The sequence below is a fragment of the Pseudomonas extremorientalis genome, assembly GCF_024584605.1.
In the GTDB taxonomy this organism is placed as follows: domain Bacteria; phylum Pseudomonadota; class Gammaproteobacteria; order Pseudomonadales; family Pseudomonadaceae; genus Aquipseudomonas; species Aquipseudomonas extremorientalis.
Genome location: NZ_CP089519.1, coordinates 4,188,450 through 4,209,820 on the forward strand (window position 1 = coordinate 4,188,450; position 21,371 = coordinate 4,209,820).

Genomic DNA, 21,371 nt, shown 5'->3' on the forward strand with positions numbered 1-21,371 from the left:
TCGATCAAGGGAGGGGCTCGCGGGGCAAAGTAAGGGGGGGGCGCTTGGACGGTGGCGGCAAGCGCTTGGCGTAGAAGCTCAAGGTCTGGGTGCGGCCGTCCAGGCTGAAACGGGCGGATTGCGGAGTGAGGTGTTCCAGGCGCCAGCCGTTGGGCAGGGTCTGGCCCAGGCGCACGGTCAGCAGCGGGCCGTCGACCTGCTTGAGCATGGCCATCTGCAGGTTGCCGGTGATCATGATGCCGCTGAGGGTGAGATGGGCCAGGCTGCTGACCTGTGCCTTGCCCACCACACGATCCGGGCTGCGATCCGGGCTGAACAGCGGCGCTTGCCACGTCGCGGCCAGGTTGTCCAACGGCACACTGGGCAGCCCTTGTACTCGAGGAGTGGGATGGGCGCGCACAGGCGCTTCGGGCAGCCATTGCGGTTCATCACCGAGGCTGCTGAGGATCACCGCCATCAACACGCCCAGCAACCCCGACAGGCCGAGCAAGCCCCACTCCACGGGGCGCAACCGGCTCATCATGGCGTCACCCGCGACGGTTGCAGGTAGCCGCGCACCAGCAGGTGCACCACCAGCTTGCCCGCACCACCACTGGCCGGCGCCTGCTGACTGCGGCGGATGCGCAACTCATCCACAAACAGGAACGGCGGCTGGTACTCCAGCTCATGCAGCAGCGCTTCCAGGGGTTCGATGGCGCAATCGAGTGTCAGGCTGACCTTGACCTGGCGATAAGGCTCGCCATCGTCCTGCTCCGCGGTGATGGGCTTGCGCTGGGTCAGGCTGCACCCGCCGCCGAGGTTGGCGTGGCTATTGATCAGGTCAGCGAGGCGCTGCATCAGATCGGCGGCGACCACGTCCGGGTCGTCCCCCGGCAGCAGGCTGGTGCTGCTGGCGGGGTCCTGGCGGGCTTGCTCAAGCTGTTGGCGTAACGCATCGCGTTGGCGCAATACACCGGCATAACGTTGCTGTTGCTCGCGCAGTTGTTCGGCCTGTTCGCCCATGTCACGCAAGGGGCCGGCAAACCAGCTGTCGACCAACAGCCAGTAGGCCGCGCCGACCACCACGGCCAGTAGCAGCAAGGCCGCGCCGCGACGTTCACGGGGTGTGAGGGGTCGGCGCATCGGCGGTCTCCTGGCGTAGGTGGGCGCGCAAGGCAAACTGGTCCTTGCCGGTGCGCGCATCGGGCTGGATCACCCCTTCGAACTGGGCGTTTTCCAGGCTGCGGCAGCCCTTGATGCGGGTGATCAGCGCACTGGCCTTGGCACTCTGGCCGGAGATGGAAATTTCACCATCCTTCACGTCCAGTTGATCCAGCCAGGTGTCGGCGGGCAGGCAGGTGGTCAGGTCGTTGAGCAGCGCCGCCAGTGGCGGTTGCGCCAGTTTGCGCCGGGTGAGGTACTGCGCGGCGCCGCGGGTATTGAGCAGTTGCTGGCGCAGCGCGTGCACCTCGGCGACCTCGGCTTTTTGCCGTTGGACGCTGGCGTGCATCACGTCGATAACGCGCTGGCGGTCGTTGAGCCAGAGCAGCATCGCCGCGATCAGCAACGCCCCGCACAGCCACGGCAGGCTGCGTTGCAGGCCCATGCCGGTGGGCCGCTGCGGGCGCAGTGGCGCGGGCAGCAGATCAACGCCGAGGTCGGCCGCATCCACGCGGTGGGGATGCAGGCCGAGGGTGGCACAGTCGGCAAGGATCCGGTCCAGGCGCTCGCGCAGGATCGCCACCACTGTCACCTCTAGGTGGGTGGGCGTGCGCCGCTCCTGACGCGCCACAAAGTAGAGCTGGTCCGCCTCGAATGGCGTGTAGCGGTCCAGCTCATAACCGACCACGGCGCTGAGGTTGCGCGCGGCCGCCAGGGGCAGTTGTACGGTTTGCACCAGCACAGCGTCGGCGCCGAGCATCAGCACCTGGCGCGTGCTGGCTGCTGCGACCGGCGCGCTCAATGGCCAGTGATGGATCTGCTCGGGCGGCTCTTGCCACGCCAGCCACGCAGGTACACAGGCGCGCAACTCCGCGATCCATGCCTGCCAACCCTGTTGCAGCAGGCTGCCGCGCCAGTGCCGGGCGATGGGTTCCAGTCGATTCATTCTTGCCAACGCAACACCCGGTAGGGTTGTGCGCTGTCCTCCGATGGGCTCAATAAAACGGTGACTTGAAGCCGCGCCTGATAACCGCCGGGCCGCTCGGCGCGGCTGTCCACCACCAGCACTTCGCCGGGGTCCACGCCTTCGGCGTCCTGGCGCGGCAGGTTCAGCGCCTTGCGCATCAGCGGGCTGGCGAAGGCGGGATCAGGGCGGTCCAGGTCGCTCCACAAGGTGATTTCGGGCAGCAAGCGGCTGTAGAGGGTTTGCGTCATGCCGGGCAACTGGCGTACTTCTTCCAGCACCCGCAACGGCGCCAGGCCCTGGTTGCGTCGTGCTTCGAGGGCCGTGGCCAGTTGCCTGGCCTGGGCCGGCGTAGCGCCACAGGCCAGGGCCAGGCGCGTGAAGTCCTGGGCATCAGCGTTGATCAGGTAGAGCTTGCCGCGCTCGCTGCGCAGGCTCACGTGCAAGATGGCGTCGTCAAAGCTCAGGGGGATATCGCGGCCATCGGCAACCCAGTGCCGCTCGGCCATGACCAGCGCGATGCCGGCTTCGGCGGCCAATACGGTCTGGGTGTGCTGGCGCAGCCACAGGGCCTGGCGGCTTTCCAGCTGTACCCAGCCAGCCAGGCCGCCGAGCAACACGCTGAGCAGCGCCAGTACCCACAGCACCAGCAGCAACGCTGCACCGCGTTGGCGCCTCATTCTTCAACGCTTCCGCTGGACAGGTTCAGGCGCAGGGCAATCACCTGGGTGACCCAGGGCACCGGCCCCTCCACGCTGGCAGCGATACGCACGGCCGAAGGCAAGCGCCTGGGCCAGGGCCATTCACTCACCCAGCCGGTGGGTTGGCCCAGCGGCGACTCACCGCGATAGCTGAACTGCAACGCCTCGATGTTGTTCAGCAGCACCTGGGGTTCACGTTGAGAAAACCGCACCTGCAACGCCTGTTCGACCCGTTGCAGGCTGAACCGATGGATCCCGCCACCGAGCACGCCGGGCAAGGTCGAGACGAACTCCAGGCGCTGCGCCGTGCCGACAAAGAAACCATCGCCCTCGCCCACCGCCAGCGGCAACGCTTCGCTGATCGCCGTGCGCAAGAACTGTTGGGCGGCACGCACTTCATCAAGGTTCACTGTGTATGCCTGGGCCTTGGACACGGCACGATTGGCCCCCAGCAATGCACCGCCGACCAGCACCAGCAACACGCCGAGCAAGCTGAGCACCACAAGGATTTCCAGCAAGGTGAAGCCCTGTTCACGGCGCTTCACAGGCGCGCCTTCAAGGTGCTGAAGCGGGCCTGGTGCGAGCCTTCGCTGAGGACCAGGTCGAGGCGCACAATCCGTGCCTGCTGCCGGGTGCTGGTCAACTGCCAGTGGATGCCGTCGAGTTCGCCCTGACTGACACCGTTGCTCAAGCGCCCCGCCGCTTCCTGGTCGAAAATCGTCAGCGCCGCGTGGGTCAACCGGTCGCTGTGGGCCACTTGGGACAACGAGCGCGCACTCTGGCCAAACGCAACCAGCAGCACCGTGCTGCACACCGCCATCAGCGTGAGGGCGGCGAGCATTTCCAGCAGGGTGAAACCGGCCTGGCGCTTCATGGCAGCGCCTTGGATTGCACGCTGCCGGTGAGCCAGCCGATATCGATACGCCAACGCCGGGCGCCGCTGGCCACCAGAAGATTGCCGCCGGTGGAGCTGCCGTCGGGGTAGAACTCGACGCCAGGGCCGACCTGTTCGGCAGTGTGCAGCGTGACATGCAACCGCGACGGCCACCGTTGCAACGCACGCCCCGGCGCCTGGAACGTACGGTCGCTCAGATCGAATACGGTACGCGCAGGCTGCCCGCTGACAATCGCCCCCGCCCGCGTGGTACGCAGCGCCTCCACCATCTGCCCCACCGCACGGCGTTCCTGCGCCACCTGCAAGCCCTGGCGCACGCCCAGCCCCAGCACGCTGGCAGCCAGGCCGATCAGCAGGATCACCACCAGCATTTCCAGCAGAGTGAAGCCGCGCTGCAACATGGCGGCCCTACTCCCAATTGCCCAGGTCGGCGCTGTAGCCTTCGCCGCCCGGCTGGCCGTCCTGGCCATAGAAGATCAGATCGAACGCGCCGTGTTCGCCGGGAAAGCGATAACCGAAGGCGTGTCCGAACGGGTCCTTGAGGTCCGACGGCTTGGCATAGCCACCGGGCCTGTCCACCAACTGTTGCAGGCTGGTGGGCGGTGCCCCGACGTCGAGGGCGTAGCTGTCGATCTTCATGCTCAGGCTGGCCAACTGGGCCTTGCCCGCACCGTACTTGCCCTTGTCCACATTGCCGCCGACCTGGCGCACGACGATGGTGGCGACGATGCCCAGCAGCACGATCACCGCGAGCATTTCCAACAGGGTGAAACCGCCTTGGCGGCGTGGTTTTCTCATGGGGTCAGCTCCTTTATAGATTGCTGGTCAGGCTCATCAGCGGCAGCATGATCGCCAGCATGATCACCGCCACCAGCACCGCCATGACCACTGTCAGGGACGGCACCAGCGCGGCCAGCAGGCGGTCGATGCCGCGCTTGGCTTCGACGTCGAAGATGTCGGCCACCTTGAGCAACATGCCGTCGAGTTCGCCGGCCTGTTCGCCGACTTCAATCATTTGCAGGGCCAGTTCGGGCAACAGCGGCTGGCTGCCGAACGCGCTGGCGAGGGTGCCGCCGCCTTTTACCGATTCCGCCGCACGCCCGACCTGCGCCTGTAAAGCGTGGTTGGTGCAGACTTGCCGCGCAATCACCAAGGCCTGCAGCAACGCCACGCCATTGCTCAGCAGCGTGCCGAGGGTGCGTGCCAGACGCGCCGCCTCGACGCGTTGCAGCAACGGGCCGACCACGCGAATACCGAGCAGCCGCCGGTCGCAATGCTCGCGAAACAGCGGATCGCGCAAGCGCGCGGCCCCCAACCAGACGATCACGATCAACCCGACCAACAGCGCCAGGCCATAGGCGCCGAGATACGTTCCAAGGGCCAGGATCACCTCGGTGATCAGTGGAATCGGCACGCCCAGGTCCTGGAAGATCGGCACGAACTGCGGCACCACATACGCCAGCAGCAACGCCAGGGATCCCAGCACGCCCACCACCAGGAACGCCGGATAGATCAGCGCATTGATCACTTCGCCACGCAGCAATTGGCTGCGTTCCAGGTAATCACTGAGTTGGCGCAGGGTTCCTTCCAGCGCGCCACCGGCCTCACCGGCGCGCACCATGCTCAGGTACAACGGCGAGAACGCCGCACCCTCTTCCTCCAGCGCGGCGGACAATGGCTTGCCGGCCTTGACGCGGTCGCGCAGGCGCTCGATCAGCGCACGTACCTGGGGTGGGCCGGGCTGCTTGAGCAGCAGGCTCAACGAGCGCTCAAGCGGCTGGCCCGCTCCCAGCAGCGTCGCCAATTGCTGGGTAAAACTCACCAACGCCTGGCCCTTCAACGGCCTGTGTGCCGTGCGCAGGCCAAGGCTGCCGGCCGGTTCGATGTGCAACAGCAGCCACCCGCGCTTGTGCAGCGCCGCCACCGCAGCGGTTTGATCGGTGGCCTCCAACGTACCGTTCTGCGGCGTGCCCTGGCTGTCCAGGGCGCGGTATCTGAACAGGCTCACGCGTCCTCTCCACGGGTCACGCGCAGCACTTCTTCCAGCGAAGTAATCCCCGCCAGTGCCTGGCGCAAACCTTCTTCATACAAGGTACGCAAACCGGCGCGGCGCGCGGCCTGCTCCAGGGTCGAGGCATCGGCGTGGCGCATCAGCAGGCTGCGCAGTTCGTCGTTCATCACCAGCAGTTCGGTGAGGGCGCTGCGGCCGTGATAGGCGCCGCGATAGAGCAGGATCGGGCGTTGTTCGGTGAGGCGATCCAGGCCGTGTTCGGCGATCAGTTCGGGCGGCGCTTCGAAAGCGACACGCGTGGCCGGGTCCAGGCGCCGCACCAGGCGCTGGGCGAGGATGCCGCTGACGGTCGAGGCGATCAGGTAGCTTTCCACGCCCATGTCCAGCAGCCGCGTGATGCTCGCGGAGGCGCTGTTGGTGTGCAGGGTGGAGAGCACCAGGTGCCCGGTGAGGGAAGATTGGATGGCGATGCGGCAGGTTTCCAGGTCGCGGATCTCGCCGATCATGATCACGTCCGGGTCCTGGCGCACGATGGAGCGCAACGCCCCGGCGAAGTCCAGGCCGATGGCGGGCTTGACCTGGATCTGGTTGATGCCTTCGAGCTGGTACTCCACCGGGTCTTCCACGGTGATAATCTTGCGCTCGGCGGTGTTGAGCCGCGACAGCGCGGTGTAGAGCGTGGTGGTCTTGCCGGAGCCGGTGGGCCCGGTGACCAGCAGGATGCCGTGGGGCCGTTCCAGCAGGTCGAGGAAGGCGGCCAGGCGCTGGCCGTCGAAGCCCAGGCTGGGAAAGTCGAACTGCACGGTTTGCCGGTCCAGCAGGCGCAGCACCACCGACTCGCCGAAACTGGTGGGCACCGTGGACACCCGCAGGTCCAGTTCCTTGCCCTGGATACGCAGCATGATGCGCCCGTCCTGCGGCAACCGGCGCTCGGCGATGTCCAGCCGCGCCATGATCTTCACCCGCGAAATCACCGCCGCCGAGGAACTGGCCGGCGGCGCTTCGGCGTCATGCAGCACACCGTCGATGCGGTAGCGCACCTTGAGTTGGTGTTCGAAGGGTTCGATGTGGATGTCCGAAGCACGTTGCTCCACGGCGCGTTGCAGGATCAGGTTGACCAGGCGGATCACCGGCGCTTCGGAGGCCAGGTCCTTGAGGTGTTCGATATCGTCCTGGGCGCCGCCCTGTTCATCGAGGTTTTCGATCAGCGTGCCCATGGCCGAACGGCCCTGACCGTAGTAGCGCTCGATCAGTGTGTCGACCTCAGTGCGCGGACCGATGGCCAGCCACACCGGCACCTGGCATGCATAGGCCAGGGCCTGGAACGGATAGCGCAGCGCCGGGTTGGCGGCCAGCACGCGCAGGCCACCCTGGGTCCAGCCCATGGGCGCGACCTGGTAATGGCGCATGAAGCGTTCAGTCAGGGCAGGCAAGGGATCGAGCAACGGCGGCGCGGCGTCCGCCAGCAACAGCGGCGCACCGAGCAACGCCGCCCAGGCGCGGGCCAGTTCGATATCGGAAACCAGGCCCAGGCGGGTCAGCAGGCTTAGCAGGTCATCCGACGGCAAGCGCCGGGCGCGCTCCAGGTCTACCGTTTTCAGCCCAGCATGCTGCATCAACCACGCACACACCTGGTCGGTGTGCGGGATCTGCATCTGGCAGGCATCGATAGGCGCTGACGACATAACGTTGAGGTATCTAGTATTGCGAGAAAGTATGGCTATTTAGAACTACTTAAACATGCCATTAGTTAGCCATAACCCAAGCGAGAGCAAGCCGGGGTTATCGACTGGAAGTTATAGCGCTAGTTCCTGAAAGAGGGGAATAAAATAAACACAATGACCAAGAACCCCGTGACAGAGCCTTAGCAGCTAATAGCCACTACTTCGCTAGTTGCAATTCGCCACTTGTGCGCTTTGCCACAATTAAACGGCAGCCCAATAAATTCACAGGACTTACTTCACCTGCGACGCGGAGCACACTCGCACTTTCGAGTGGCCGTTCACCAGGATTATCGAGCGTTGAAATGTGGGAGCGCGCTGATTGGATTGCGTGACTGTTTTTGGGGCTGCTTCGCAGCCCAACGCGGGGCAAGCCCGCTCGCCACAGCAGGCCGGCCCACCACAGCAGGCCGGCTACACAGAACGAAAACCGTACACACGATGCGAAGCGAGTCGGTCTTGATCTTGATCAGGCCTTGGCCCGAGTGCTTTTTTCAACCAGGCACATCGGCGTGCCGGCGACCGGCTCTTGCATCACCTGTACCTGCACCTCAAATACCCGCCGCATCAACTCGGCACTGACCACCTGCGCCGGTGTGCCATCAGCGACCAGTTTGCCGCCGTGCATCACCGCCAGGTGATCGGCATAACGGCAGGCCTGGTTGATGTCATGCAGCACAGTGATCACGGTCTTGCCCTCGGCAGCCAGTTCGCCCATCAGGTCGAGCAGTTCGACCTGATGGCTGATGTCGAGGTAAGTGGTGGGTTCATCCAGCAGCACCACCGGCGCATTCTGCGCCAACACCATCGCCAGCCAGGCACGCTGGCGCTGGCCGCCGGACAGGTCCGCGAGGGCGCGATCAGCCAGCACGTCCAGTTCCAGGCGCTGCATGGCTTGACTCACGTGAGCTTGATCACTGCCGCTCAGGCGTCCCCACAGCGAGTTATGCGGGCTGCGGCCATAGGCAACCAACTGGCGCACGCTGACGCCTTCCGGCACCGGCAACACTTGCGGCAAGAATGCGATGTGCCGGGCCAACTGGCGGGCAGACAGGCTGGCATAGGCCTGGCCATCCAGGGTCAGCTCGCCCTGAGTCGGCTTGAGGATGCGCGCGAAGGCCTTGAGCAAGGTGGACTTGCCGCAGCCATTGGGGCCGATCAACGCGGTGACCTTGCCGGCGGGCGGTGCAAAGGACAGACCTTGCACGATACGGGTGGCGCCGTAGCCGATGTCCAGCTCACGTGCCTGGAGAATACTCATGTCATCAACCCCTGAACCGTGCCAGCAACCAAAGAAAATACGGCGCGCCGATCACCGCCGTAAGCACCCCGGCGGGGATTTCGCTGGGCGCGATCAGCGTGCGCCCCAGCGTATCGGCGAGCACCAGCAGCAACGCACCGATCAGCATCGCCGCCGGCAGCAGGTACTGGTGATGCCCGCCCACCAGCCGGCGCGCCATGTGCGGCGCGACCAGGCCGATAAAGCCAATCGGACCGATCACCCCCACGCCCAGGCTGGTGAGCAACACCGCGCAGGCCATCGCCGACCAACGCGTACGGCTCAGCGCGGTGCCCAGGCTGTGGGCCGCCTCATCGCCCAAGGCGATCAGGTTGAGCGGCTTGGCCAGGCACAGGCCCACGGGGATCAATACGAGGAACGGCAACACCAGCGCCACATGGTGCCAGTTGCGACTCCACAGGCTGCCGGTCAGCGCAAGCAGCGCGGTGTTGATATCCAAGGGGTGAGAGAGGATCAGAAACTCGGTGACACTGGACAAGGTCACCGCAATCGCCACCCCGGACAACGCAAAGCGCACCCCGGAAAAAATCACGCCGGTGTTGTACAGCGCCAACAACAGCGCACCACCCGCCCCGCCCAGGCAAGCCACCAGCGGCAGCCACGCAATCGGCAGGTGTGGCCAACTGATGATCGCCACGGTCAGCGCGAGCCCGGCGCCTTGGGTTACGCCGAGGATCTCCGGCGAGGCCAGCGGATTACGGATCACGCCCTGCACAATCGCCCCGGCCAGGCCGAAGGCCGCACCGGCGAGAATCGCGATCAGGCTGCGTGGCAGACGGTGGTTCCACACTTCAAAGTCGAGGGCGTCGTGGGCCAGCAGGCGTTCGAAAACGGTGTGCGGCGTGAGCCACAGGGTGCCGGCGCTGAGGCTGACCCCGGTTGCCAGCAGCAACAGGCCGAGCAGCAGCCACAAGCGCAGTCGTGGGCGGATCATAGGGCGCGCCTGGCAAGAAAGAGGAAAAACGGCGCGCCGATCAGCGCGGTGACCACTCCCGCCGGCGTTTCCACCGGGAAGGCAACGGCGCGGCTGAGCAGGTCGGCCCCCAGCACGATCACCGCGCCCAATGTGGCGCTCAGCGGGATCAGCCAGCGGTAGTCATTGCCCAGGAACTGACGCAGGATATTCGGCGCGATCAGCCCGACAAACCCGATCGGTCCCACCGCACACACGGTGGCGCCCACCAGCAGCAAACTGGCGACAAACACCTGCAGGCGCAGGCTGGCGATGCCGACGCCCAGCGAGCGTGCGGCGTCTTCGCCAAGGTTGATCAGGTTCAGGCGCGGCGCACACCAGAGTGCCCACAGGCCGCCGATCAAGGTGCATGGCCAGAGCAGTTGCACCTGCGCAGCGCCGACATTGGCCAGTGAACCGGCCAGCCAGTTGAGCACGCTTTGCGCCTGGGCCTCGACCAGGATCACTGTGAGCCGGGTCAACGCGGCGCACAACGCCGCCACGGCCACGCCAGCCAAAACCAGACGGCCCTGGGCCGTGGTCGGCGACCAGGCACCGCCCAGGCTGAACACGGTGATCCAGGCCAGCGCTCCGCCCAGGCAGGTCATCAGCAGCGCACCGCCAGCAAAGGGCGGCGCGACCAGGCCGGTGGAAAACAGGGCCAGTCCCAGCGCGGCGCCCGCCGTCACGCCAAACAGCGACGGCGAGGCCAGGCGGTTGCGCGTAATGCCCTGCATCAGCGCCCCCGCGAGGCCCAGGCAGGCACCGACCAACGCGGCACACACGGCCCGTGGCACACGCAACTGGGCGACGATATAGGCCATGTTGCCGCCGACGCGGCCCTGGTGAACCAGGCCATTCCACGCATCCGTCGCTGTCAGGGTAAATGGCGACCAGCTGTACAGCGACAGCCAGAACAACCCGGCACCCGACAGCAGAATGCCAACGGCGGCGAAACTGCGTTGCACGGTTATTGGCTCAATACGGCTTTACCGCCCTTGAGAATCGCCAGCGCATCCTCGGCGATCTGCTCCGACGCCAGCACGCCACGGTTGCGCGCCCAGCTGTCGCCATCCACTTCGGCCACATGCTTATTGCGCACGGCGCCGAGCACTTGCCACAACGGCTGCTTGCTCCAGCTGTCGACGATGCTGGGGCGACGGTAATGACCGACCAGCAACCAACCCGGGTCGAGGGCCAGCAACTGTTCCAGGCTGACGAACTCGGTGGGCGCGGCGTTGGCGCGTACCGATGGGACTTTCAGGCCGATGGCCTCAAGCACGCTGCCGGCGTAGGAGTCCGGGCCATGCACCGAGAAGCTGTCCTCACGCGCCACACCGAACAACACGCTGGCGCCGGCCGGGATCTGTTGCGCAATGGCCTTGAGGTTTTCACGGTTCTTCTGGATGCGCGCCTCCATCTGCGCGCTCTTGCCGAGGGCCTTGCCAATCAGTTCGGCGGATTTGAGGCTGCCCTGGTAATCCTCGCCACGGGACGGCAGCAGCAAGGTCGGCGCGATGCTCGCCAGGTCGCTGTACAGCGCCTGGTGGCGATTGAGGTCGGCCACGATCAGATCGGGCTTGAGCCGGGCGATCTCCTCGATGCTCGGCTGCGAGCGCAGGCCCACCGACTGCCATTGGCCGATGGCCTGGCGTACGCGGGGCAACACGCGGTTGGCATCGCCATCATCGGCGGCGCCGACCGGGGTGACGTCAACGGCGGCCAGGCTGTCGAGAAAGGAAAACTCCAGCACCACCACGCGCTTGGGGGCATCGGGCAGATGCACGGCGTGCTGGCCGTCGTTGAGGTCGATGGGGGCGGCGCTCAGCAGGCTGGACGAGAACGCCAGGACACAGGCGGCCAGGGTGGGGATGGAACGCAGCATTCGCATGACAAGGACCTCGGCGTTAAAACACCCCGGCTAGGCAGGCCGGGGAAAACGGCGGGTACTATTCCATATCGGCGCGGCGTGATCAAAAAACATTCTCATTTATAACCTGCACAGCCCAGTGTCAGAAGTCGACGGTGGCCGACAGCAGGTAGGTGCGCGGTGTCGACAGGGTCAGCCCCGGCTCGCTGTCATCCGATGCACCGGCCGAGCTCCAGTAGCGTTTATCGGCGACGTTCTCCACATTCGCCCGCAGGGTGATGTGCTTGTCATCCACCTTGAAGCCATAGCGTGCGCCGACGTCGAGGCGGTTCCAGGCGTCGATTTCCTTGACATTGGACTGGTCCAGGTACTGCGAGCTGGAGTAGATGCCACGGCTGGTCAACGTCAGGCCTTCCAGGCCCGGCACGTCCCATTCGGCGCCGAGGTTGACGTTGTACTTGGGCGTGGCCGGCGCACGGTTGCCGTCCCAGGTGCCATTGGTGGTGTCTTTGAGTTTGCTGTCGATGTACATCACCCCGCCCAGCAGGCGGAAGCCCTTGAGCGGTTCGCCGAACACGCTCAATTCCACACCGGCATTCTCGCGCTTGCCGTTGGGGCCAAACAGCCGCGTGGTCGCATTGGTTTCATAGGCCGGTTGCTTGATGCGGAACACGGCGGCGGTCACCGCGAAGGCACCGGCATCGTACTTGGCGCCCACTTCCACCTGGCGGCTGATGAACGGCGGGAAGATCTCGTCTTCGTTTCTCGAGGTCGACGGCGCGATCTTGCCCTGGCTCAGGCCCTCCATGTAGTTGGCGTACAGCGACAACTTGTCGGTGGCCTTGAACAGGATGCCGCCCGACGGCGATACCTTTTCTTCGTCATAGGCGGTGTCGCCTTTGATCCCGTCGCTCCAGTCAGTCACCTTGACCCGCTGCCAGCGCGCACCGAGGGTGAGCAACAGACGGTCGTCGAAAAAACCCAGGGTGTCGGACAAGGCCACGCCGCTGAATTTGTTTTCGGTGTAGACCTTGGGATCGAAGCGCGTCGGCCGTGACGGCGTCGGCGACTGCACCGGGTTGTAGAGATTGCTCGACGGCGCCGTATACCGCGCACCGCCGTTGGTGAAGTCCATGTCGAAGTAGCTGGCGGCCAGGTTGACCTCATGGCTCACCGGCCCGGTATGGAACCAGTTGCGCACGCCAGCGGTGTAGGTGCGCACGTTTTCATCGCGGGTGAAATCCCGCGGCTGCACGCTGAAATCGCCGGCCGCATTGGTCACCGAAACCGCGTGACGCAGGAAGTCGTGGTTGCTTTTGCGCGCGCCCACGCCACCGTAGAGCATCACGTTGTCACTGAGGTCGTACTCGGCGTTGACCGTACCAAAGGTGTCATTGGTGCGAGCCTTGCTCCACGACTGCGCATAGTTGCGGCGCACATCGCTGGCACTCGGCACCGGCGCAGCGGCCGCCACCTGCACGCGCTCCTGGGGGGCATCGGTGTCGCGCTCGGTGTGGCCGATATCGGTGGAAAGGCGCAGGCGCTCGCCGCGAAAATCCAGGCCCAGCACGGCCATTTCGCGGTCGACGCTCTGGTGGTCCCAGGCAGTGTCGCCGGATTGCTTCACGCCGTTGAAGCGAATGCCGTACTGGTTGTCCTCGCCAAAGCGTCGGCCAATGTCGACCGCACCGCCGGCCTGGCTGTCGGACGCCCAGTTGCCGGTAAACGAGTTGATGTCCTTGTCGGTGGCGCGCTTGGGCACCACGTTGATCCCGCCGCCCACGCTGCCACGCGGCGAGATGCCGTTGATCAACTGGCTCGGGCCTTTGAGGATGTCGACGCGGTCGGCCATTTCCATGTCGATGGTGTACGTCGGCAGCACGCCGTACAAGCCGTTGTAGGCCACGTCACTGTTGAACAGGCTGAACCCGCGAATGGTGAATTGCTCGTAGCGCCCACCGGCCGGGTTGGTGGCGCGCACCGAGGGGTCGGCGGCGATCAGGTCGCCGAGGGTGCGTGCCTGCTGGTTTTTCACCGCCTCCTGGGTGTAGGTGGTGATGCTGAACGGAGTCTCCATGAAATCCCGCGTGCCCAGCATGCCCTGCGCCGTGCGGCGCGCCACCTGGCCACCGCCGTAGGTGTCGCCGTCGTACAGGCCGGTGGTGCCGAGGATCGACGTGGGCGCCAGTTCCAGGCTGCTGCCCTCCGGCACCGGCACCAGCATGTAGGCCTGCTCGCCCATGGCTTGCAGTTGCAGGCCGGAACCTTGCAGCAGGCGGGCAAAGCCCTCCTCCACGCCGTATTCGCCGGACAAGCCAGTGCTGCTGCGCCCGCTGACCAGCGCCGGGTCCACCGACAGGTTGACCCCCGACAGCCCGGCAAAACGCGTCAGCGCCGCACTCAGGCTGCCCGCCGGCACTTGGTAGCTGCGCCGGGCGGCGGTGTCTTCGGCGTAGCTGACGGCGGCGAAAAACGGGCTGGCGCTGAGGCTCAGCATCAGGCTCAGTTTGAGCAAGGGGCGGACTGCGGGCATTGGCGGAAGCTCTCGATATTGTTCACTTGCCTGGAATGACAGGCGAGGTGAAAAAAAGGGACAGGCTTCAGCCAATTTTTTTCGCTTACCACACTGCGATCGTTGAATCCGTCCTTGGCTCCGTTCCACCGCACAATACACCACTGACCGGATCACGCAGGATGATCTGGCCACGCCCGTAGTCGGTGAGGTCGCTGGCGATCTGCACCTGGTGCCCGCGTCGCGCCAGGGCATTGGCCAGGTCACTAGAGGCACCGTGTTCGATGCCGACCTTCATGTCGCCCAGCCATTGCCAGCGCGGCGCGTCCAGGGCCGCTTGCGGGTTGAGGCCGAAGTCCACCAGGTTCATCACCATCTGCACATGGCCCTGGGGTTGCATGTAGCCGCCCATCACGCCGAATGGCCCGAGGGCCTGCCCGTCCTTGGTGAGGAAGCCGGGAATAATGGTGTGGAAGGTTTTCTTGCCCGGTGCCAGGCAGTTGGCGTGACTTGGGTCGAGGCTGAATTCCTGCCCACGGTTCTGCAGGGCGATGCCGCTGTCGGGCAGCACCACGCCGGAGCCGAAGCCGTGGTAGTTGCTCTGGATGAACGAGACCATATTGCCCTCGGCATCCGCCGTGGCCAGGTACACCGTGCCGCTGGCATGGGGGTCGCCGGGCGCGGGCGGCTGCGCCTGTTCGCCGATCTGCCCACGGCGGCGGGTGCTGTAGGCATCGCTGAGCAGGTCGGCGACGGCCACGCGCATGTGCAACGGGTCGGTGATGTGGTGCAGGCCGTCGCTGTAGGCGAGTTTCATCGCCTCCAACTGGCGGTGCCAGGTCTGCTGGCTGTCGCGGTGATCGAAGCTGAAGCCTTCAAGGATTTTCAACGCCATCAGCGCCACCAGGCCCTGGCCGCTGGGCGGGATTTCCCAGACGTCCACCCCTCGGTAGTTGACGTGGATAGGGTCCACCCATTGGGCGCGATAATCCTGGAGGTCGCTGGCGCGCAGGTAACCGCCACTGGCCCTGGAATGCACATCCAGGCGTTCGGCCAGGGCACCGCGATACAAGCTTTCGCAACGGGTAGCGGCGAGTTCTTCCAAGGTACGTGCCTGGGCCGGGTTGCGGAATATCTCACCCGCCCGGGGCGCACGGCCGTCGATCAGGAACGTGTCGAACCAGGCGTCCAGGGCCGGGTCACGATGGGGGCCGAATTCATCCAGCGCGGCCTGCCAGAGCTGGGCGATCACCGGCGACAACGGGAAGCCGTCACGCGCCAGGCTGATGGCGGGCTGCAGCAACTCGGCAAACGGCAACTTGCCGAAGCGCTCGGACAGCTCGGCCCAGGCCGAGGGGCAACCGGGCACGGTGACCGGTGTCCAGCCATACAGCGGCATCCGGTCGTGCCCCGCCGCCTTGACCGCCTCGATACTCAAGGCCGCCGGCGCGTGGCCATTGCCGTTCAGGCCGTGCAGCCGGCCCTTGCACCAGACCAGCGCGAACGCGTCGCCGCCCAGGCCACAGCCGGTGGGCTCCACCACCGTGAGCGCGGCCGCCGTGGCAATCGCCGCATCAATGGCGTTACCGCCCTGTTGCATGATCTGGATACCGGCCTGGGCCGCCAGGGGCTGGGACGCCGCAACCATGCCGCGACGGGCAAATACGCTTTGGCGCTGCGAGGGATAGGGGTACTCGTGAGCAGAAAATTTCAACATGGCTAAGACTCGTCAACACAGGGTGATGGAAAGACTCACAACACACGACTGAGAAAGGCCCGGGTACGGGGATGGCTGGGGCGGCTGAAAATCTGTTCCGGCGGCCCTTGTTCGATGAGTTCGCCCTGGTCGAGCACCACCACGCGGTCGGCCACTTCACGGGCAAAGCCCATTTCGTGGGTGACCACCACCATGGTCATGCCCTCCTCGGCCAGCTCCTTCATCACCTGCAGCACCTCGCCGACGGTTTCTGGGTCGAGGGCGCTGGTGGGTTCGTCGAACAGCATGGCCTGGGGTTTCATCGCCAGGGCGCGGGCAATCGCCACCCGCTGCTGCTGGCCGCCGGAAAGCATCGACGGGTAATGGCTGGCCTTGTCCGCCAGGCCGACCCGCGCCAGCAATCCACGGGCTTGCTCCAAGGCTTCGGCGCGAGATGTGCCGAGCACCTGGATCGGCGCTTCGATGATGTTTTCCAGCGCGGTCATGTGGGGGAACAGGTTGAAACGCTGGAACACCATGCCGATGTCGCGGCGTTGGCGCGCGATGTTGCGCTCCGAATCGCGTACCAGGCTGCCATCGCTGCGCTCGCGATAGCCCATGGCACGACCGTTGACGCGGATGCGCCCACTCTGGATGTCTTCCAGCAGGTTGATGCAGCGGATAAAGGTGGTCTTGCCCGAGCCGGAGGCGCCGATCAGCACCACCACTTCGCCGCGCCGCACTTGCAGGGAGATGCCCTTGAGGATCTGCAGGGTGCCGAACGACTTGTGGATGTCCAGCGCCTCGATGATCAGTTCTTCACTCTGGTGCGCCATGGTTATCGTCCCCTCAGCAGTTTCAAGGTGCTGCGCCCGAACATGCGGCTGGACGCCGGTGGCGGCGCGGATGGCCGGTCGGACTGGCCGAAGCGCGCCTCCAGCCAGCGCTGGAAAAAGCCCCACAGCGTGGTAAGCATCAAGAAGTAAATCGCCACGACCAGGTACAACTCGAACACGCGGAACGTCGCCGAGGTGACCATCTGCGTGCTCAGCAGCAATTCCTGCACGCCGATCACGCTGACCAGGGTGGTGTTCTTGAGCATCACGTTGAACTCATTGCCCAGCGGCGGCACGATCACGCGAAACGCCTGGGGCAGCACGATGCGCCGCATCAGCTTGGCAAAGCCCATGCCCAGGGAACGCCCGGCTTCGTATTGGCCCTTGTCCACCGCGCCGATGCCGGCGCGGATGATCTCGGCCATGTATGCGCCTTCGTTCAAGCCCAGCGCAATGATCGCCGCCTGGATATTGCCGGGGATGACCAGGCCGAACAGCGCGATGTCCTCGAAACGGAAAATCCCGCCCGCCGCCAGCGCGGTGTACAGGAATACGATCTGCACCAGCAGCGGCGTACCACGCATCAGCCACACATAAAAGCGTACCGGCAAGTGCAACAGCGGGTTCTTCGACAAGCGCAGCAGCGCCGCCGCCAACCCCAGCACGCAGCCCAGCAGCATCGCCGACACCGCGATCAGGCAGGTCAGCCACAGCCCGGTGAGGTACACCCCGCTCGGCTGCAACAGGTACTGCCAGAACACATCCCAATTGAAATTCATCGCCGGTGTGCCTCAGTCGAGTGTGTCGCTGCTGACATGCCATTTGTTCAGCAACTGGACGTAGCTGCCGTCGCTGCGCATATCACTGATCACCTGCTGCACGGCGGCGGTGAGTTGCGGGTCGTCCTTGCGCATGCCCAAACCGGTAAGGATGCGGCTGAACGCTGGCACGCCTTCCTGGAACAGGTCCGGGGCCATGGCGGCGTAATAGCCGGCCGTTTCCACGGTGGTACCGTAGGCGTCGACCTGGCTGATGCGCAGGGCCTGGAAGGCGTCGGTGTCGGTGTTGTACACCACCAGTTTCATCGGCGGTTTGCCGGCCTTGGCCAGGCTGTCGTTCTGCGCGTCCAGCAGGGTCTTGATGGTGGAGCCGTTGAGCACCGCGACCTTGTGTCCGGACAAGTCATCCAGGGTCTTGATGCCCTTGGGGTTGCCCTTGGGCACCACCACCGATTGGCTGGAATACATGTAGTTGACGATGTCGATCACCTGGCGTCGCTCAGGCTTGTCGAACAGTTGGTCGACGATCATGTCGCACTGCTGGGCGAGCAATGCCGGCACCAGGCCAGAGAACGGAATCACTCGCCACTGCACCTGCTTGTCGCCCAGGCGCCTGGCGATCTCCAGGCCCAGGTCGATGGTGAGCCCGCGGGGTTTCTGTGCTTCATCGAAGGACACCAGGGGCGGTGAATCCATCCCCGAGCAGTAGATGAGTTTGTCGACGTTCTTCAGGCGCTCCGGCACCTGGGGCGCGGCAACGGCCCATTGGGTACAGAGGCCGAGGGAGACAGCCACCAGCAAGGCGCGGTGTTTATGCATGACCAGACACTCCAGTTCGTTGATTAACGGGGCAGGACTCAACGTCAACACACAGCAGGTGTTTCTTATTGTTGTTCGGTTTGCAGGAACTGGATCAGTGCAGGCACGGTGCCTTCGATGTGTTCGCGCACCACGGCCTCGGCGCGGGCGGCGTCACCGGCACGGATCGCGTCGAGGATCACCGCGTGTTCCTGGCGGGCACTGAGGGGTTTTTCGCCGTGTTGCAACCACAGGCGCATGGGCGCTTCGACCAGTGAGTACAGCGCCGAAATCTGCTTCATCAGGCGTGGGCGGCCACTGAGGCTGCACAGGTATTCGTGGAAAGCGCGGTGCCGGCTGACCCAGGCGGCACTGTCATCTCGGTAGTCGTCCATCGCGTCGAGCAAGCGCTCCAGCGCGGCCAACTGGCGCTCGCCGATACGCCCCACCGCGACGCGCACCGCCAGGCCTTCGAGGGCGCTGCGCATTTCGAACACTTCGTGCAGTTCATCGATATCCAGGCCGCTGACGATGGCGCCGCGATTGGGCCGCAAGGTCACCAGGCCCTGGGCGTCCAGGCGGCGAAAGGCTTCGCGCACCGGCATGCGGCTCATGCCGATTTCGCTGGCGATATCTTCGGCGATCAGACGGTCGCCTTTGCGGTAGCGACCGCCGCAAATGGCATCGAGCAGGAAGTTGTAGGCCTCCTCCTCGGCGGTGAGGGGCTGGCGGTCAACGTAAGCGGGGGCAAATTGCATCGGCAGCACCTTTTGAATTTTTGTATCCAATTATCCATGGATACGAAAAAGCAGGAAGCATGCCAAATCACGGCGCTATGACCCAAGCGCTTGATTCAAATGAAATAGGCCCATTGCATCAGCGGAAACCGTGAAGGGATCGTGCACAAGCTTGCTACCAGACCGCTCAGAAAACGCCCCCTCAGTGGGCAGAAGTAACAACTCAGAGCATGCCCACCTCGCATTCATGACGATGACCACTGGCGAACGGCAACACGCGGCCGTTCACTGTGGCCATTGCTCAAGCAGTATCGAGACGAATTTTTCCGCCGCCGGCGAAAGCGATGACCCTCGGCGGTAAACCAGGCCCAAAGAGCGGTTCACCACGGGCTCGATCAATGGAACGCTGACCAGGGTGGGATGATCATCAGCCGGCATGGCCAGGCTTGGCATCGCCGAAACCCCCAGGCCGGCCTCCACCAGGCCCAGTGAAGTCGAAAGGTGCTGGACTTCATAGAACCATTGCGGCCGCCAACTCAAGCCCGACAAAGCGTGGTCGAGCAGCATGCGGTTGCCGCTCAAACGCCCTACCCCGATAAGGCGGTAATCGCTCAATTCAGACCAGGTGACCGAACTGCGCCCTGCCAGCTCGTGATCACGCCGGCACGCCAATACAAAGGGCTCACTGACCAATGGCACGAACTCAATGTCCGGGTGCTGCCCACTCATCATGTTGATACCGAAGTCGGCTTCCCCGCGCAGCACCGCTTCAAGCCCCTCATTCGCACTCAAATCCAGCAGACGGATGCGGATTTTCGGGTAGCGCTCGTTGTACAGACGGATCACTGAAGGCAGGAAATAGAACGCGGCGGTAGGGATACACGCCAGGGTTACACGGCCGATCTGGCGTTCGGCCAGTTCACGGATATTAAGAATCGACTCGTCGAAGTCATCCAGCAACCGGCGCGCCTTGGGAAGAAAGTCACGCCCGACGCTGGTAAGGCTGACTTTGCGGGTGGTGCGATCCAGCAACGCCGTGCCCAGCCCCTCTTCGAGTTTTTTTATCCGCCGGCTGAGTGCAGGTTGAGACAGATGCAAAGCATCGGCCGCTTCGTGAAAGCTCCCCAATTCGGCGATTTTCACGAAAGATCGTATGTCATTCAGCTCATAGTCCATGTCCAGCCTCATCAGCCAAGGAAATTGGGAAGTCGTTTAGCGCACATTCATCATTCGCCAAACGCAATAATAACGTCAATTTTTGCATTGGAAACATTTTTCAAAGCTTGAGACTCTTGCTCACAGAGCATCAATTACCTCGATTGATCAACAAGAGTCAGTATTATGCAAAGAATCCCCTGTGTGCTGATGCGCGGTGGTACCTCCAAAGGTCCGGTTTTTCTCGACTGGGATTTGCCGTCGTCCATCGAGGCCCGCGACGAACTGCTACTCAACCTGATGGGCTCCGGTCATGAACTGGAGATCGACGGAATCGGTGGTGGCAGCCCGCAAACCAGCAAGGTTGCGATTGTCAGCCCTTCGCTGCACCCGGATGCGGACGTCGATTACTTGTTTGTCCAAGTGATGGTGTCTCAGCGCAGAGTCGACAGCGCACCCAATTGCGGCAACATGCTGTGTGCGGTTGGCCCATTCGCCATCGAACAGGGCCTGGTCAAAGCCACCCCCGGACGCACCCGCGTGCGCATTCGCAACGTCAACACCGGGACCTTCATCCATTCCCAGGTGTACACACCGGATGGCAAAGTCAGTTATGAGGGCGATACCGCCATTGATGGCGTGCCCGGTACTGCGGCGCCGGTGCAACTGACCTTCCTGGATGCAGCCGGCAGCAAGACGGGCAAGCTCTTTCCCACCGGCAACACGCAGGACGTCTTTGATGGCATTGCAGTGACCTGTATCGACATGGCGATGCCCATGGTGCTCGTCGAAGCCAGCCAACTGGGCAAGCGAGGCGATGAGAGCCCAGCGGAACTGGACGCCGATAAGGAGTTCCTGCGACGCCTGGAGACATTGCGGCTCCAGGCCGGCCTGGCCATGGGTCTGGGCGATGTCAGCGGCAAAGTGATTCCCAAGCCGGTGCTGGTCTCGCCCGCGAAAGCTGGCGGTACGATTCAGGTTCGCTATTTCATGCCACACAACTGCCACCGCGCGCTTGCCATTACCGGCTCGATTGGTCTGGCCACCGCGTGCGTGATAGAAGGCAGCATCGTCGCGCAGATGCTTGGCGGGGTCAGCACGCCGCGTCGTGAAGCGGTGCGTATCGAACATCCAAGCGGCGGGATTGATGTCGTATTGTCCTACACCGGCAGCAATGGTGAGACAATTCAAGCGTCCGTCGTACGCACCGCGCGCAGGCTTTTCTCCGGTTACGTCTACGCCACTGAGTCACAGCGCCTCGCCGGATAATTCCGGCGGTCGTTGGCATTTTTGCATCCGCACAA

22 protein-coding genes are annotated in these 21,371 nt (G+C 64.3%); 1 reads left to right on the forward strand and 21 read right to left on the reverse strand.

What is annotated here, in order from left to right; translation table 11 throughout:
- Positions 1 to 4: 4 nt before the first annotated feature.
- The 21 genes from LUU92_RS18730 to LUU92_RS18830 form a co-directional block, all read right to left on the reverse strand.
- Positions 5 to 523: a type II secretion system protein, XpsN-like gene (locus tag LUU92_RS18730; protein ID WP_071492154.1), complete on the reverse strand. Its 519-nt coding sequence runs from the start codon at positions 521 to 523 to the stop codon at positions 5 to 7.
- Entirely contained in the window at positions 520 to 1,122 is a 603-nt protein-coding gene (gene gspM, locus LUU92_RS18735; RefSeq protein ID WP_102592727.1) for a type II secretion system protein GspM, read from the reverse strand. Before gspM ends, LUU92_RS18730 begins: the two co-directional genes overlap by 4 nt.
- Positions 1,097 to 2,086, reverse strand: coding sequence for a type II secretion system protein GspL (locus tag LUU92_RS18740; RefSeq protein ID WP_071492156.1), 990 nt, complete (start codon positions 2,084 to 2,086; stop codon positions 1,097 to 1,099). Before LUU92_RS18740 ends, gspM begins: the two co-directional genes overlap by 26 nt.
- Positions 2,083 to 2,784: a general secretion pathway protein GspK gene (locus LUU92_RS18745; protein WP_071492157.1), complete on the reverse strand. Its 702-nt coding sequence runs from the start codon at positions 2,782 to 2,784 to the stop codon at positions 2,083 to 2,085. The genes LUU92_RS18740 and LUU92_RS18745 overlap by 4 nt, the downstream gene beginning before the upstream one ends.
- The gene (locus tag LUU92_RS18750; protein WP_071492158.1) at positions 2,781 to 3,350 is read right to left on the reverse strand and encodes a type II secretion system protein GspJ; all 570 of its coding nucleotides are present in this window, start codon (positions 3,348 to 3,350) and stop codon (positions 2,781 to 2,783) included. The genes LUU92_RS18745 and LUU92_RS18750 overlap by 4 nt, the downstream gene beginning before the upstream one ends.
- Complete coding sequence (locus tag LUU92_RS18755) at positions 3,347 to 3,679, reverse strand: type II secretion system protein (protein WP_058427615.1); 333 nt, start codon at positions 3,677 to 3,679, stop codon at positions 3,347 to 3,349. The genes LUU92_RS18750 and LUU92_RS18755 overlap by 4 nt, the downstream gene beginning before the upstream one ends.
- Positions 3,676 to 4,101, reverse strand: coding sequence for a GspH/FimT family pseudopilin (locus LUU92_RS18760; RefSeq protein WP_071492159.1), 426 nt, complete (start codon positions 4,099 to 4,101; stop codon positions 3,676 to 3,678). The genes LUU92_RS18755 and LUU92_RS18760 overlap by 4 nt, the downstream gene beginning before the upstream one ends.
- Positions 4,102 to 4,108: 7 nt before the next feature.
- Complete coding sequence (locus tag LUU92_RS18765) at positions 4,109 to 4,498, reverse strand: type II secretion system protein GspG (RefSeq protein WP_010209194.1); 390 nt, start codon at positions 4,496 to 4,498, stop codon at positions 4,109 to 4,111.
- Between the two features lie 13 nt (positions 4,499 to 4,511).
- Positions 4,512 to 5,708: a type II secretion system inner membrane protein GspF gene (gspF, locus tag LUU92_RS18770; protein ID WP_257102466.1), complete on the reverse strand. Its 1,197-nt coding sequence runs from the start codon at positions 5,706 to 5,708 to the stop codon at positions 4,512 to 4,514.
- Positions 5,705 to 7,396 carry a GspE/PulE family protein gene (locus LUU92_RS18775; RefSeq protein WP_503366963.1) on the reverse strand — a complete coding sequence of 564 codons (1,692 nt, stop codon included), beginning with the start codon at positions 7,394 to 7,396 and terminating at the stop codon, positions 5,705 to 5,707. Before LUU92_RS18775 ends, gspF begins: the two co-directional genes overlap by 4 nt.
- A 505-nt stretch (positions 7,397 to 7,901) precedes the next feature.
- The gene (gene fecE / locus LUU92_RS18780; RefSeq protein ID WP_071492162.1) at positions 7,902 to 8,693 is read right to left on the reverse strand and encodes a Fe(3+) dicitrate ABC transporter ATP-binding protein FecE; all 792 of its coding nucleotides are present in this window, start codon (positions 8,691 to 8,693) and stop codon (positions 7,902 to 7,904) included.
- 4 nt (positions 8,694 to 8,697) lie between these two features.
- Positions 8,698 to 9,666, reverse strand: a complete 969-nt coding sequence (locus LUU92_RS18785; protein WP_257102467.1) for an iron chelate uptake ABC transporter family permease subunit — start codon at positions 9,664 to 9,666, stop codon at positions 8,698 to 8,700.
- Entirely contained in the window at positions 9,663 to 10,652 is a 990-nt protein-coding gene (fecC, locus tag LUU92_RS18790; protein ID WP_257102468.1) for an iron-dicitrate ABC transporter permease FecC, read from the reverse strand. Before fecC ends, LUU92_RS18785 begins: the two co-directional genes overlap by 4 nt.
- Before the next feature lie 2 nt (positions 10,653 to 10,654).
- Entirely contained in the window at positions 10,655 to 11,569 is a 915-nt protein-coding gene (locus LUU92_RS18795) for a Fe(3+) dicitrate ABC transporter substrate-binding protein FecB (RefSeq protein ID WP_371322062.1), read from the reverse strand.
- Between the two features lie 127 nt (positions 11,570 to 11,696).
- A complete protein-coding gene (locus LUU92_RS18800; RefSeq protein ID WP_257102469.1) occupies positions 11,697 to 14,087 on the reverse strand; it encodes a TonB-dependent receptor in 2,391 nt (796 codons plus the stop codon).
- An 85-nt stretch (positions 14,088 to 14,172) separates the two neighbouring features.
- Positions 14,173 to 15,783: a gamma-glutamyltransferase family protein gene (locus LUU92_RS18805; protein ID WP_257102470.1), complete on the reverse strand. Its 1,611-nt coding sequence runs from the start codon at positions 15,781 to 15,783 to the stop codon at positions 14,173 to 14,175.
- 35 nt (positions 15,784 to 15,818) lie between these two features.
- Positions 15,819 to 16,598 carry an amino acid ABC transporter ATP-binding protein gene (locus LUU92_RS18810; protein WP_071492168.1) on the reverse strand — a complete coding sequence of 260 codons (780 nt, stop codon included), beginning with the start codon at positions 16,596 to 16,598 and terminating at the stop codon, positions 15,819 to 15,821.
- A gap of 2 nt (positions 16,599 to 16,600) precedes the next feature.
- Positions 16,601 to 17,377, reverse strand: a complete 777-nt coding sequence (locus LUU92_RS18815; RefSeq protein ID WP_058426249.1) for an amino acid ABC transporter permease — start codon at positions 17,375 to 17,377, stop codon at positions 16,601 to 16,603.
- A gap of 12 nt (positions 17,378 to 17,389) precedes the next feature.
- Positions 17,390 to 18,196: an ABC transporter substrate-binding protein gene (locus LUU92_RS18820; protein ID WP_071492170.1), complete on the reverse strand. Its 807-nt coding sequence runs from the start codon at positions 18,194 to 18,196 to the stop codon at positions 17,390 to 17,392.
- A 65-nt stretch (positions 18,197 to 18,261) separates the two neighbouring features.
- Positions 18,262 to 18,933 carry a GntR family transcriptional regulator gene (locus LUU92_RS18825; protein ID WP_071492171.1) on the reverse strand — a complete coding sequence of 224 codons (672 nt, stop codon included), beginning with the start codon at positions 18,931 to 18,933 and terminating at the stop codon, positions 18,262 to 18,264.
- 264 nt (positions 18,934 to 19,197) lie between these two features.
- Positions 19,198 to 20,088: a LysR family transcriptional regulator gene (locus tag LUU92_RS18830; RefSeq protein ID WP_071492172.1), complete on the reverse strand. Its 891-nt coding sequence runs from the start codon at positions 20,086 to 20,088 to the stop codon at positions 19,198 to 19,200.
- 165 nt (positions 20,089 to 20,253) lie between these two features.
- On the opposite strand from LUU92_RS18830, the gene LUU92_RS18835 reads away from it, so the two are divergent.
- Complete coding sequence (locus tag LUU92_RS18835) at positions 20,254 to 21,336, forward strand: 4-oxalomesaconate tautomerase (RefSeq protein WP_071492173.1); 1,083 nt, start codon at positions 20,254 to 20,256, stop codon at positions 21,334 to 21,336.
- Positions 21,337 to 21,371 lie beyond the last annotated feature (35 nt).

Coding starts and splice junctions, on each gene's coding strand:
- LUU92_RS18820 (WP_071492170.1), bottom strand. CDS start 18,196: ATGCATAAACACCGCGCCTTGCTGGTGGCTGTCTCCCTCGGCCTCTGT.
- LUU92_RS18745 (WP_071492157.1), bottom strand. CDS start 2,784: ATGAGGCGCCAACGCGGTGCAGCGTTGCTGCTGGTGCTGTGGGTACTG.
- LUU92_RS18795 (WP_371322062.1), bottom strand. CDS start 11,569: ATGCTGCGTTCCATCCCCACCCTGGCCGCCTGTGTCCTGGCGTTCTCG.
- fecE (WP_071492162.1), bottom strand. CDS start 8,693: ATGAGTATTCTCCAGGCACGTGAGCTGGACATCGGCTACGGCGCCACC.
- LUU92_RS18730 (WP_071492154.1), bottom strand. CDS start 523: ATGATGAGCCGGTTGCGCCCCGTGGAGTGGGGCTTGCTCGGCCTGTCG.
- LUU92_RS18775 (WP_503366963.1), bottom strand. CDS start 7,396: ATGTCGTCAGCGCCTATCGATGCCTGCCAGATGCAGATCCCGCACACC.
- LUU92_RS18800 (WP_257102469.1), bottom strand. CDS start 14,087: ATGCCCGCAGTCCGCCCCTTGCTCAAACTGAGCCTGATGCTGAGCCTC.
- LUU92_RS18810 (WP_071492168.1), bottom strand. CDS start 16,598: ATGGCGCACCAGAGTGAAGAACTGATCATCGAGGCGCTGGACATCCAC.
- LUU92_RS18805 (WP_257102470.1), bottom strand. CDS start 15,783: ATGTTGAAATTTTCTGCTCACGAGTACCCCTATCCCTCGCAGCGCCAA.
- LUU92_RS18755 (WP_058427615.1), bottom strand. CDS start 3,679: ATGAAGCGCCAGGCCGGTTTCACCCTGCTGGAAATGCTCGCCGCCCTC.
- gspM (WP_102592727.1), bottom strand. CDS start 1,122: ATGCGCCGACCCCTCACACCCCGTGAACGTCGCGGCGCGGCCTTGCTG.
- LUU92_RS18740 (WP_071492156.1), bottom strand. CDS start 2,086: ATGAATCGACTGGAACCCATCGCCCGGCACTGGCGCGGCAGCCTGCTG.
- LUU92_RS18825 (WP_071492171.1), bottom strand. CDS start 18,933: ATGCAATTTGCCCCCGCTTACGTTGACCGCCAGCCCCTCACCGCCGAG.
- LUU92_RS18830 (WP_071492172.1), bottom strand. CDS start 20,088: ATGGACTATGAGCTGAATGACATACGATCTTTCGTGAAAATCGCCGAA.
- LUU92_RS18760 (WP_071492159.1), bottom strand. CDS start 4,101: ATGTTGCAGCGCGGCTTCACTCTGCTGGAAATGCTGGTGGTGATCCTG.
- LUU92_RS18815 (WP_058426249.1), bottom strand. CDS start 17,377: ATGAATTTCAATTGGGATGTGTTCTGGCAGTACCTGTTGCAGCCGAGC.
- LUU92_RS18835 (WP_071492173.1), top strand. CDS start 20,254: ATGCAAAGAATCCCCTGTGTGCTGATGCGCGGTGGTACCTCCAAAGGT.
- LUU92_RS18785 (WP_257102467.1), bottom strand. CDS start 9,666: ATGATCCGCCCACGACTGCGCTTGTGGCTGCTGCTCGGCCTGTTGCTG.
- LUU92_RS18765 (WP_010209194.1), bottom strand. CDS start 4,498: ATGAGAAAACCACGCCGCCAAGGCGGTTTCACCCTGTTGGAAATGCTC.